At 60.2% G+C, this 11530-nt stretch carries 9 protein-coding genes; 2 read left to right on the top strand and 7 right to left on the bottom strand.

Annotation, left to right across the window (positions count from 1 at the left end; all coding sequences use genetic code 11):
* The first annotated feature begins 198 nt into the window (after positions 1–198).
* Entirely contained in the window at positions 199–1212 is a 1014-nt protein-coding gene (locus tag KX729_RS14240) for an IS30 family transposase (RefSeq protein WP_219743108.1), read from the top strand.
* 273 nt (positions 1213–1485) lie between these two features.
* Here the strand turns inward: KX729_RS14240 and KX729_RS14235 are convergent, their stop codons facing one another.
* Positions 1486–3534, bottom strand: a complete 2049-nt coding sequence (locus KX729_RS14235) for a response regulator (RefSeq protein ID WP_312991021.1) — start codon at positions 3532–3534, stop codon at positions 1486–1488.
* A 291-nt stretch (positions 3535–3825) separates the two neighbouring features.
* Positions 3826–4758 carry a 5-dehydro-4-deoxyglucarate dehydratase gene (kdgD, locus tag KX729_RS14230; RefSeq protein WP_219743146.1) on the bottom strand — a complete coding sequence of 311 codons (933 nt, stop codon included), beginning with the start codon at positions 4756–4758 and terminating at the stop codon, positions 3826–3828.
* A gap of 319 nt (positions 4759–5077) precedes the next feature.
* Here kdgD and KX729_RS14225 point away from each other — a divergent pair, with 319 nt between their 5' ends.
* Positions 5078–6226 (top strand): mandelate racemase family protein, encoded by a 1149-nt coding sequence (locus KX729_RS14225; protein WP_219743107.1) that lies wholly within the window; start codon positions 5078–5080, stop codon positions 6224–6226.
* Positions 6227–7185: 959 nt separating this feature from the next.
* Here KX729_RS14225 and KX729_RS14220 read toward each other — a convergent pair.
* The 5 genes from KX729_RS14220 to KX729_RS14200 are packed head-to-tail and all read right to left on the bottom strand — an operon-like array spanning position 7186 to position 11530.
* Positions 7186–8244, bottom strand: coding sequence for a dienelactone hydrolase family protein (locus tag KX729_RS14220; protein WP_219743106.1), 1059 nt, complete (start codon positions 8242–8244; stop codon positions 7186–7188).
* Positions 8241–8990 carry a FadR/GntR family transcriptional regulator gene (locus KX729_RS14215; RefSeq protein ID WP_219743105.1) on the bottom strand — a complete coding sequence of 250 codons (750 nt, stop codon included), beginning with the start codon at positions 8988–8990 and terminating at the stop codon, positions 8241–8243. The genes KX729_RS14220 and KX729_RS14215 overlap by 4 nt, the downstream gene beginning before the upstream one ends.
* A 26-nt stretch (positions 8991–9016) precedes the next feature.
* A complete protein-coding gene (locus tag KX729_RS14210; RefSeq protein WP_219743104.1) occupies positions 9017–9775 on the bottom strand; it encodes an ABC transporter ATP-binding protein in 759 nt (252 codons plus the stop codon).
* A complete protein-coding gene (locus KX729_RS14205) occupies positions 9772–10614 on the bottom strand; it encodes an ABC transporter ATP-binding protein (protein WP_219743103.1) in 843 nt (280 codons plus the stop codon). Before KX729_RS14205 ends, KX729_RS14210 begins: the two co-directional genes overlap by 4 nt.
* Positions 10615–10624: 10 nt before the next feature.
* Positions 10625–11530: an ABC transporter permease gene (locus KX729_RS14200; RefSeq protein ID WP_376775961.1), complete on the bottom strand. Its 906-nt coding sequence runs from the start codon at positions 11528–11530 to the stop codon at positions 10625–10627.

The following is an 11530-nucleotide window of genomic DNA, read 5'->3' as shown; positions in this document are numbered from 1 at the left end:
CGCCCCGATCTGATCTTGCAACCGGTATCAGCCGGTCAGATCGGGGCTCGTCGATGGGCATTGTGACGACCCGTCGGACATTTCTACTTTGCAAACCGGCGGACATTTCAACCTTGCCGCCACATGACGCATTGATAGGGCAGATTCCATTTTCAAATGCAACGAGGAGAATAAAGGCCATGATATCAGGAGGATGGAATGTGCCGCTCTTTTGTGCAGTTGAGTATGGACGAACGTCGCGTGATTGCGCGGATGCATGAGAAGAAGATGAGCCAGGCAGAGATCGCTCGCACCCTTCGGCGCGACCGTTCGACAATCTGCCGTGAGTTGCGACGGAATTTCTGGCACGACCGTGAGGCACCTGTTGCCGAGGGATACTGGCACGTCACCGCACATAGCATGGCATCCGGCCGACGGCGCAAATATCGCAAGCTACTGCGTGATCCGGCTCTGCGCGCCGCCGTCATCGATCGGCTGAAGGATGGCTGGTCTCCAGAACAGATTTCCGGACGCCTGAGGCTTGTCACCGGCTCGTCTGCGAGGTTGAGCCATGAGACGATCTACCAATATGTCTACTCGCAGGAAGGCCAGGATCAGCAACTGGCTCGACACTTGCCGGAGCGGCGACGCAAGCGTCGGCCACGATACGCGCGCAAGCCCAGAAGCCTTGTCTTTCCAATGGAGTGCGCCATTCGCAACCGACCGGAATCGATCAATTCGAGAAGCGAGTTCGGTCATTGGGAAGCGGATCTGATGATCTTCAGGAAGGAACACGGCGCTGCCAACATCGCGACCGTCGTCGAGCGCAAGAGCCGCTATACCGTCCTGTTCCGCAACAACGACAGGCGATCGAAGCCGATCATGAGTCAGCTGATCCATCATCTGGCACCCCTGCCCGCGCCGGCCCGCCAGAGCCTGACATTCGATCGCGGACTGGAGTTCGTCTCATGGCGCGAACTGAAGCGTGGCATGGGAACTGCAGCCTGGTTTTGCGATCCGCAGGCGCCTTGGCAGAAAGGCACGGTGGAGAACACCAACAAGCGCGTTCGCCGCTACCTGCCGCCGGAAACGATCGTGCTGGATGTCAGCAACCAGGAGATACGTTCTCTATGTGACCGGCTTAACAGTACCCCGCGCAAATGCCTGGGGTTTCAAACGCCAAAGGAGATGTTCAGTCTGCATCTATTGGCTTTGGAACGGCAGGCCGTGTAGGTTTCCAACCAGCGTTGCATTCAACATGGAACCAGCATAGGGTAAAATCGAATGAGGCCCCCACTCACGCCGGATTTCCGGATGAGGCCGAATTGGGGACGATCAAAACGCGTCGTTACGCTGACTTCGAGCCAGAACCAATCGACTCCAGCACTGCTATGGAGGTTGTCATCAACTGCCCCACCAGAAAGACCACCATCACCGCTGCTTACACTTCTGGTCAGCGCCTCTCTCGCTCTGGGCATGACCTAGCCGCTACGTCGAGAGACGCAACTAACTGCGCGTTGGAAGCCCTAGCTGCACCACGTTATCCGAAGACCTCGCCCTGGCCGTATTAAACGCCCTGGCAAGCTCCTGATTGTCGAAAGGCTTTGCGACCACCGGCCGGGTGATTTCGACGCCGGCTTCCTGTTTGTCGCTGTAGCCGGTCATCAGGACGATCGGCAGGCGCGGATTTCTGCGGGCGATCTCTTCCGCGAGCTCGATACCGGACATTCCAGGCATCATGATGTCGCTGACGACGGCTTCGATCTGCGGATTGCGATCGAGGACGACAAGCGCCTCTTCGCCGCTTGCCGCGGTCAAAATTGTCGACACCAGCCCTTCCAGGCTGAGGCGCAGAGATTCCAGAGATGACGGCGTATCGTCGACGATCAGCATCGTTCGCGGTAGATCGATGGCCGGCTTGATCTCCTGGCGCGGCATGCGTGGTACATTCGATTTGGGAAGCAGCAATGTAAAGGCGCTGCCATGGCCGATCAGGCTCGTCACTTTCACGGCGCCGCCGCTGCCATGGGCGAAGCTATGCACCTGGGTCAAACCCAGACCCGGCCTCCCATCCTTCCTGATGGAAAAGAACGGCTCGAAAATGCGGACGATATCGCCGGGCTGGATGCCTGTGCCGGTATCGGTCACCGTCAGCGCGACGAACGCGCCGTGAAGACCGGGATCCTCGATGGCCGCCTCGGGAACATTGCGTGCAGAAATGGTGACCCGCCCGCCATTCTCCATCGCCTCCCGCGAGTTCGTGAGAAGATTTATCAATGCGATTTCCAGGCTCGCAGGATCGACATGCACGGGCCAGAGGTCGTCCGGCAGGCTGGTTTCCATCACGATCGTGTCGTTGACGGCCTGACGCAGAAGCGGTTCGAGCTCATTCAGCCGGACGTCCAGCTCGATATGCGCGGCACCCTGATTAGAGCGCCGGGAGAAAGATAAGAGACGTTGGGTTATCGTCTTACCCCGTGCGACCCCATCGCCCATATGCGACAGCAGTTGCGTCACGCGCTGTTCGTCATTGCGTCGGCGCTTGATGCCCTCGACACCGGATTGGAAGACCATCAGCAGATTGTTGAAGTCGTGCGCAGCCTGGCCGGTGAGTTTTCCGAGGGCATCCATCCGCTGCCAGTTGGCCATGCTTTCGCGCTCCCGGTTGCGGGAATGCAATTCTCGCTGGAACAGGAACGCTGCCGAGCCGGAAAGCAGCAGGGTAAAACAGCTTGCGGCAACGAGAAGGATCGTCGCATTGCGGGCGGGCCGGTCGTATTCGGCGATCGGCAGCCCTACCCTCACCCGCCACGGCGTCTCTTCCAGCGCCACTTCGGTGGCGCGCAGGTCGCCACCGGCCTTCAGCGCCGCCTCGCCGAAACCGTTTCCGGAAAAGCTGGCGAACTCGCCGGCCGGCTTGCCGGCAAGTCCGGGCGTGCCGGTTGATGCGACCAACCGATCCTGCCCATCCACCACCCAGACCGACCATGTGCTGGGAAGTCCGCCGGCGTAAAGCAGGTTGGTGACGATCGCCGGGCGAATGACGGCGGAAAGCACGGCACGTAGTCGATCCTTCCTCTGGATCGGCACCCTGATCGCGAAAGCCGCCTGTCCGTTCGGGCCGATAGCGATATTGCCGATGATCGGCGCGCCGCTGCGGATCACCGTTGCGTGGCTTTCGACATCGACCACACGGCGGCCGTCATCGTCCTGCAGCGGCGGAAGCGACAAAACCACCTCGCCTTGCTCGTCTGAAACCCGGATCTGCTCCCATGCCGGAACCCGTTCGCGCAGGCGGCGTGCCGTCTCAGCAAAGCCGGGGCGGGAAATCGGCGGATCGAGACGCGGCGAATCGGCAACCAGGGAAAGCAGCTGGATCTGCGTTTTCAGCTCACGCTGCAGAGTTGCAGCCATGGTGACAGCCCGGCTGCGCAGGTCGTCATCAATGGCCTTCTGCTGCTCGCTGATGAAGAACCACCCCATCGCTGCGGCGAGAATGATGACAGGGATGAGCGACGCGCTCAGAAGAAGGAGCGCAGGCCGGGCTCTACTCACGAGTCGTCCTCGAGTTTATTTTCACACCTATCAGATAAGCCAAGCGACAAAACCCGCAAGGTGCGACACCACCGTGATGGATCGATCCAGATTGCACTGTCTCCAATACAACACTTCTGCAACGGCTTGATAGCCACAGATGGTGTATCTTTTGGAAGCACACAGCAAATGTGGGCCTCCGGACCGCTCGAAGGGGCGGTCGGGACCGATACTCGGACTGATCCCGACGCCTAGCGGCATGTCATGCCGGCACGCGAGGTCGCGTGCCGGCTATTCGGAGATTGCAATTTCTTATTCGGCAGCCTGCGCGGCCGAGTCGGCATTGCGATAGGGCTCGCAAAGCGCCTCCAGCATCTTCACTTCTTCAGCGGTCAGATCGGTCAGCGGCGCGCGGACCGGGCCAGTGTCGAAGCCCATCAGGCGTACGCCCGCCTTGATCGCGGATACCGCATAACCCTTCTGGCGATTGCGGATATCCATGAACGGATAGAAGAAATCGATGAGGATCTTGTTCGTCGCGGCGGTGTCGCCGGCACGCAGCGACTTGTAGAACTGCTGTGCGAGCGCCGGAACGAAGTTGAAGACGGCGGACGAATAGGTGGTGACGCCCGCGCCGAGATAGGCATCTGCGAAGAGTTCGGCGGTCGGCATGCCGCCGAGATAGGTCAGCCGGTCGCCCATGACCGCGGTGATCTTGCGCACCGTGCCGATATCGCCGGAACCGTCCTTGAAGCCGACAAGGTTCGGGCAGACGTCGCAAAGACGCGCCAGCGTCTCAGCCGTCAGGATCGAATTGTCGCGGTTATAGACCATTACGCCGATGCCGACCGACTGGCAGACGGTCTTGATATGCTGGTAGAGGCCTTCCTGGCTGGCATCCATCAGGTAATGCGGCAGAAGCAGAATGCCGTCGGCGCCGGCCTTTTCGGCAGACTTTGCGATGGAGACCGCGATGCGCGTGCCATAACCGCAGCCCGAGACTATCGGCGTATTGCCGGCCGAAGCCTTGGCGGCTTCGATGATCTCAGGGATTTCGGAAGGCTCCAGCGAGAAGAACTCCCCTGTCCCGCCGGCTGCAAACAGCACCGATGCGTCGAAACCGGCCAGCCAGCCGACATGCTTTTCATAAGCCTTGCGATTGAAAAGGCCATCCTGGCCGAACGGCGTGACGGGAAAAGACAAGAGGCCGGCGCCGAGCGCGCGCTTCAATTCAATTGGATCCATCGACATGGCTAGTTCCTTCCTAGTTTGATGACGAGAAGCTACCTACTTATATGACAAGTGTCAATATTGATAATATGACTTCTAAATCATCGGACTTATCCGCCTAAGGTGATGGTTTTTAATAGAAATTCCGTAGATAAATTTATCCAAGGCAGGCACTAGACCTGCGGATTGAGACGACCTATGATGTATGATGACATAATAAGTTACGCCGCCGAGTTATATTCTTGAGGACATCGCCGCCTGACGGCGGCCTCTGCAACAAGTTCGGCATGCACTGGCGAAGGCTCACTCCTTCGTTTCTGACAGGAGGAAGTTCGTGAAGATCGTAGACGTCAACGTGCGGGTGTTTTCCCACACGACCCGCCGCCACCAGGACACCGCCGGCCATGCCCATCCCGGCCCGCCGCACAAGGTCAACCTGGCGATCCTGACGATCGTCGCTGACGACGGGACCGAAGGCTACTGCTTCGCGCCGCCGGAAGTCATCCGCCCTCACGTCATCGACAAGTTCGTCAAGAAGGTGCTGATCGGCGAAGACCCGTTCGCCCGCGAGCGCTTGTGGCAGGATCTTGCCCACTGGCAGCGCGGCAGCGCCATGCAGCTGACTGACCGAGCGCTCGCCATCGTCGATTGCGCCCTCTGGGACCTCGCCGGCCGCAAGCTCGACATGCCGGTCCACAAGCTGATCGGCAGTTACCGGGAAAAGATTCCCGCCTATGGCTCGATCATGTGCGGCGACGAGCTGGAAAACGGCCTTGCCACACCGGAGGATTACGGCCGGTTCGGTGAAACGCTGGTCAAGCGCGGCTACAAGGGCATAAAGCTGCACACCTGGATGCCGCCGGTTTCCTGGGCCCCCGACGTCAAGATGGATCTGAAGGCCTGCGCCGCCGTGCGCGAGGCGGTCGGCCCGGATATCCACCTGATGATCGATGCCTTCCACTGGTACAGCCGCACCGACGCTCTGGAACTTGGCCGCGGCCTGGAAAAGCTCGGCTTCGCCTGGATCGAAGAGCCGATGGATGAGGATAGTTCCGCTTCCTACGCCTGGCTTGCCGAAAACCTCGATATTCCTGTGCTTGGCCCGGAAAGCGCCGGCGGCAAGCATTTCAGCCGTGCGGAATGGATCACCACCAAGGCCTGCGATATTCTGCGCACCGGCGTGCATGACGTCGGCGGCATCAGCCCGGCGATGAAGTGCATGCATCTGGCCGAATCCTTCGGCATGAACTGCGAAATCCATGGCAATGGCGCCCCCAACCTGATCGTCGCCGCCTGCACCAAGAATGCCAAATGGTACGAACGCGGCCTGCTGCATCCCTTCCTCGAATATGATGACGGTTTCGAATACCTGAATGCCCTCGTTGATCCGATGGACAAGGACGGCTTCGTGCATATCTCGGACAAGCCGGGCCTCGGCGAAGACATCAATTTCGACTTCATCAACGCCAACCTTGTCGGCTAAGCAGCCGACCTGCCTCCCAAGCAGAAGAAGGAGCCCGGTCTCTATGAGGTCGGGCTTTTTCTTGTTCGCGGCCTCTTTCATGCACGCCAGATCTGCATCGCTGAAATTGATTTCGTCGAATTTCGACCTTCGGCCAGCACTTCGTATCCACGCGCGGTCTCCCGCCATGGTCATGTCAAAGATCGGAGAGCCCACACGAATGCGGAACCTCAAATAGTTTTAGTAATGGTGGCTCCGCATTCGCGTGGCCTTCGGCGTCTTTTCGGGACTTCCGGTCCCTACAGATGATTGCCTCGCCTTCTCTGCACGCAAGATTTCTCTCACGCTTGCACGGCTCAAACCGAACCCGGCCTGGCGGCCAGGGGGATGCTTGATAGGAACGTTGGCCTTTCGGCTTCCGCTCCATGGCTCTCACCTCTTCCACCTTTCCCGCACGTTACGGGTCCGATGAAAGCGCCGGCCTCCGCCTGCCCGCGAACGTCTCGCGAAACACTCCGGCGACGGAAGCAGGGGGATTGTAGGCGCAGGTTTGGAGGATGGGGATAAGTGGTAGGTTAAGTGGTTGAAGATGCTCGAATGACCGCGCTGTTTATCCCCGGGGCAGGCCTGAGAATGATCACAGCAGCCGATGTACCCCGCCCCACCCCCCTCTGCCCTGCCGGGCATCTCCCCCTCAAGGGGGGAGATTGGCTGGGAGCGTGGACTTTACCCAAACAACGAATGCTTCCGTTGCCGCTTGCCATAACCATGGCTGGTGCCATCGGTAGCGGAATCCTCAATCGCTTCGTGGAAGACGACAGATGTAACGAAAAGGTAGCGCCACGAGTCAATCTCCCCCCCTTGAGGGGGAGATGCCCGGCAGGGCAGAGGGGGGTATCACACGGAATGACATCAAACATCTGGGAGAGAAAACGGCAAATAGCAGCGTTTTTCTCAACCGAAGCATTACCACCCGCCACTCACATCACTCGAGCAAGCCAATCCATCGCATGATCCTGCTGATCGACGGGAAACGCATGCGCCGCCCCAGGCCAGAGCTGCGTTTCGACCCGATTGCCGGCACCTGACGCTGTCCAAATATCCCGCACCTGTTCATGCGCCGCCAAAGCGGCACTCTGCGGGAAATGCCGGTCCTCTGCGCCGCTGAAGATCAAAGCCGGCTTCGGCGCTGCCAATCCTGCAAAATGCGGATAATCCAGCTTCCCGGCGATCTGCGGGTGCAGCATGGTAAAAGCCGATTGTCCTCGCAGCTGGTTGTTGCCCGGCTGCATGAGGCCCTGCAACGTTCCCATCCAGCCGCCGGCGACACAGGCTTTCACGTCATCGGAAAGCGCCGCAAGCTGCCAGGCACGCGAGCCGCCCATGGAATAACCGAAGCTGGCAACGCGGCGAGCGTCCACGTCCGGCAGACGGCAAAGCATGGCAAGCGCCTCGAGGTCTTCCTGAAGGATCACCGAGGCATACGAAACCCCAAACTGCATGAGATTGGCGGCGAGCGCCTGTTGGGCCTCATAGCCGTTGCCCTTGCGGCTACCCCAGCCGAGCGCATCGGCGCAGAGCACAGTATAACCGCTGCGCGCGAGTTCGTTGCCGACATGTCGGCCGCCATAAAGTCTTGCCGTCCAGTGGTCGATATCGGCGGTGAGTTCCACGCTCTCGCCGGGCCGGCGGATCAGTTTCTCTTTGCCGATCGAAAAAAATGAACCGTGATCGTGCAGCAGAAGTGCTGCCGGTGTCGGCGCTTTGGTGTTAGGCCGAAGCAGATAGGCGCCGGTGGTTTCCCCGTTGGAAAAATGCAGCTGAAGCTCCTGCCCTTGGAGATCGTCTTCGCGCCATTCGCCGATCACAGAAACCTGGGCAGATGGAACGCGTTCGACGCCAAGCGCCGCCCGGACCTCATTGCGTGTACGGCCACTCCAGGCCGCAAAGTCTTCTTTTCCGGGATCGAAATTCCACGCGAAAGACAGGTTGTCGCGTAGCCTTCTGGCGAGGCCCGACATGTTCTCGCCATCGATCATGGCGTGTTTCGCGTCCTCGCAATCAGCCGGTCGCGGCTGTCGGTGAGGTGTCTGCGCATTGCGGCGCGCGCACCTTCGGCGTCATTGCCTTCGATCGCGGCGAATATCGCCTTGTGCTCATCGTTGACGCGCCGGAGATGGCCGGTGAAAATCTCATCGTCGACCTGATGTGCCTGCATGCGCATGCGCGGCATCAGCGTTTCACCGAGATAGTTGAAGATGCCGATGAAATGTTCGTTCTGGCTGGCGGCGGCGACAGCGCAGTGAAACTCGAAATCCGACTGCGTGTTGCGGTCGAGTTGGCTGATCGAGCGATCCATCGATTCAAATGCGGCGTGCATGGCCGCGATATCCACGGCGGTTCGGCGCTCGGCCGCAAGGGCTGCGGATTCGGATTCGATGCCGATGCGCAATTCCAGGCCCTTCAGCACGCTTTCGACGCGCATCATGTTCTCATCGGTCAGCCGGAAGGGCATAATGCCCGCATCCTCCCGCACGAAAACGCCGATGCCATGATGGATGGAGACATGGCCGCTGGCTCTGAGATTGGCGATCGCTTCGCGCACGACAGTGCGGCTGACGCCCAGCTCATCGATCAGCGCCTTTTCCGTCGGTAGTTTCGAGCCGCGCGGATAATCGCCGTTCTTGATGCGGTCGCTAATGGCACGCACCACCTGCGTGCTGAGCGTTTCCCGGCGTGCCAGAGGGGCTGCCGACAGAGCGGATTTTCCGGCTTCGAGCGTCATCGTGGCACCTCCCTGCCCTTTCAAACTTAGACGGCGTGGTCGTATTCGAGGCTCGCCTGGATCAGTTCGCGGGCATAGGGATCCTTGGCTTCGCCTGTCGCCAGCACATCGCGGCTCATGATTTCCACGACGCGACCGTGCTGCATCACTGCAAGGCGCTCGCACATATGGTCGATCACCGCAAGATCATGGCTGACGAAGAGATAGGTCAGGTTGCGTTTTGCACGCAGATCGGCAAGCAGGTTGAGCACTTCGGCCTGAACCGAGACGTCGAGCGCCGAGGTTGGCTCGTCGAGCAGCAGGATGCGCGGTTCGAGGATCAGGGCGCGGGCGATCGCCACGCGCTGCCGCTGGCCGCCGGACAGCTCGTGCGGGTAGCGGGCGAGGAAATCCGGGTTGAGGCCGACATCGATCAGCGCCCGTTCCATCCGCTCGACCTGCCGGTCCATACGATGGATGCGCAAGGGTTCCTGAAGCGCGGTGCGGATCGACTGGCGCGGATGCAGCGAACCGTAAGGGTCCTGGAAAACCATCTGCACCATGCGGCAATATTCGGCAAACGGCATGTCGTTGACCGAGCGTCCTTCCAGCTTGATATCGCCGTCCCAGGCATTCAGGAGACGGGCGATACAGCGCAGGATGGTCGATTTGCCGGAGCCGGATTCGCCGACAAGGCCGAAGGATTCGCCGGCCTCGACGGCGAAGCAGACATCTCCCAGAATGCGTTTCTTGGCGAGACCATAACCGAGATCGATCGAGAGGTTGCGGACGTCGATGGCGGTCATGCACTTACCTCCTTGATCTGCGTCTCGCGGTTCAGCACCGGGAGAGGCTTGCGGGAGCCGCCGATATGCGGCTGAGCGGCGAGCAGGCCCTGCGTATAGGGATGCGTGCAGTTCTTCATGTCGCGTGCCGCGCGCTCCTCGACCACTTCGCCATGGCGCATGACGAGAACGCGATCGCAGAAATTGCGCACGAGGTTCAGGTCGTGGCTGATCATGATCAAGCCGATGCCCTTGTTGGTGACGAGTTCGTTGAGGATGTTCAGCACCTGCATGCGCACGGTGACATCGAGCGCCGAAGTCGGTTCGTCGGCGATGATGATCTGCGGCTCGGGGATCAGCATCATGGCGATCATGATGCGCTGGCCCATGCCGCCGGAGACTTCATGCGGATAAAGGCCGAACACGCGTTCCGGGTCGCGGATTTTGACCGCTTCCAGCATTTCCAGCGTCTTCTGCTTGGCGATCTGAGCGGAAGCCTTGGTGTGGACGCGATAGGCTTCGGCGATCTGGTCGCCGACGCGGTGGACCGGGTTCAACGAAAATTTCGGGTCTTGCAGGATCATCGAAATGCGGCGGCCGCGGATCGATAGCATCTGCTTCTCGGTGGCGGAGAGAAGATCGGTGCCGGAAAAATCCATCTGGTCGGCTTCGATCTTCGCCGACGGCAGAAGCTTCAGAAGCGCCCGGCCGATGGTCGATTTGCCGGAACCGGATTCGCCGACGATGCCGAGCCGTTCGCGGCCGAGATCGAAGGAGACGCCTTTGACGACCGTGTTGTAGGACTTGCCGGCGCGGTAGCTGACACGGAGGTTTTCGACTTTCAGAAGAATGTTGTCCATGACCGAAATCCTAGTGCTGTTTCGGGTCTAGCGCGTCGCGCAGGCCGTCGCCGAGAAGATTGAAGGCGAGGCTGACAAGCAGAATGGCGCCACCCGGGAAGGCCACCAGCCACCAGTTGTCCAGCATGTAGCGCCGGCCGGTGGCGATCATCGCGCCCCATTCGGGCAGCGGCGGCTGGGCGCCGAGGCCGAGGAAGCCGAGGCCGGCGGCGGTGAGGATGACGGTCGCCATTGACAGCGTGATTCGCACTAGGACGGACGGCAGGCACATCGGCATGATCGACTTGATGATGATGCGCAGCGACGAGGCGCCCTGCATGCGGGAAGCGGAAATATAGTCGGCACCGCGGAAGGTCAGCGTTTCGGCGCGCGCCAGACGGGCGATCGGCGGCCAGGCGGTGAGGCCGATGGCGATGATCGCGTTTTCGAGGCCGGCGCCGAGTGCCGCCACGAAGGCGAGCGACAGGATGAGGCTCGGGAAGGACAGGAAGATATCGGTGATGCGCATCATGATCGTATCGTACCAGCCGCCGAAATAACCGGCGGTCGTGCCGACCAGCAGACCGATTGGGCCGACGATGACCGAGACGATGGTGATGATCGTCAGGCTGATGCGGGTGCCGTAAATGATGCGGCTCATGATGTCGCGGCCGAGTTCGTCGGTTCCGAACCAGTTCGCAGCGCTCGGCGGCTTCAGCGTGTTGGCGAGGTTGATAACGTTCGGATCATAAGGCGCGATCAGCGGCGCGACGATCGCGGTCAAGAGCAGGATGGTGATCACCACCAGGCCGAACCCCGAGGACGGATTGCCGAGCAGTTCGCGGATGATCACCAGGAACCGGTTCACGAACGAATTGGGATTTGAGCGACGACCGGACATAACGCCATCCTGCATGGAAAGAGAGTTCGCTGCCAT

This window comes from Neorhizobium populisoli (assembly GCF_019430945.1).
Classification (GTDB): Bacteria; Pseudomonadota; Alphaproteobacteria; order Rhizobiales; family Rhizobiaceae; genus Neorhizobium; species Neorhizobium populisoli.
The sequence above is the reverse complement of the archived record's forward strand: the minus strand, read 5'-3'. Positions and strand labels throughout refer to the sequence as shown.